The following is a 561-nucleotide window of genomic DNA, read 5'->3' on the forward strand; positions in this document are numbered from 1 at the left end:
GCAACGAATGCGTCGATGTTTCCACTGATGTTTGTTAGAAAGATTGGCGACAGAAGGCCAACCACAATCGCGGCACCATGAATCCCTGCAAACCAAAGTAATTGACACATGAGTAGTGCACCAATGATGGCAGGCAAAGTATTTGATGCGCTGATTAATGGCTTGAACATCGCCATAACTGCATCAGGAATCAACATGTCGTATTGGGTTTGAACGAAGATGCTTAATGGATAAAGCGTGACAAACACAGCTAGAACAGGCAGTAACACCTCGAAAGAACGCGCGATCGCAGGTGGCACCTGCTCTGGCATGCGAATCGTGATGTTGTGCTTTTTCATAAATCGATACAGCTCAACAGCAAAGAAGGCACACATTACTGCAGTGAAGATCCCTGTACCGCCCATGTGTTTCATCGCTAACGTGCCATCTTGAGCTGGTGCAGCCACCAGCAAGAAACACATTAAAGATAAAACCGCGCTAGTGATCCCATCCATTTTGTACGCTTTCGCCAGACTGTAGGCGACACCGAGCGACACGAAGATGGTCATGATCCCCATCGAC

The 561-nt window shown here is 47.8% G+C and carries 1 protein-coding gene; it reads right to left on the reverse strand.

The window, feature by feature from the left end:
* The coding region (locus tag R7E78_RS29210) for a PTS transporter subunit EIIC (protein ID WP_318059030.1) at positions 1–561 on the reverse strand (561 nt) is incomplete at both ends.

Source organism: Vibrio sp. YT-19(2023) (genome assembly GCF_033337395.1).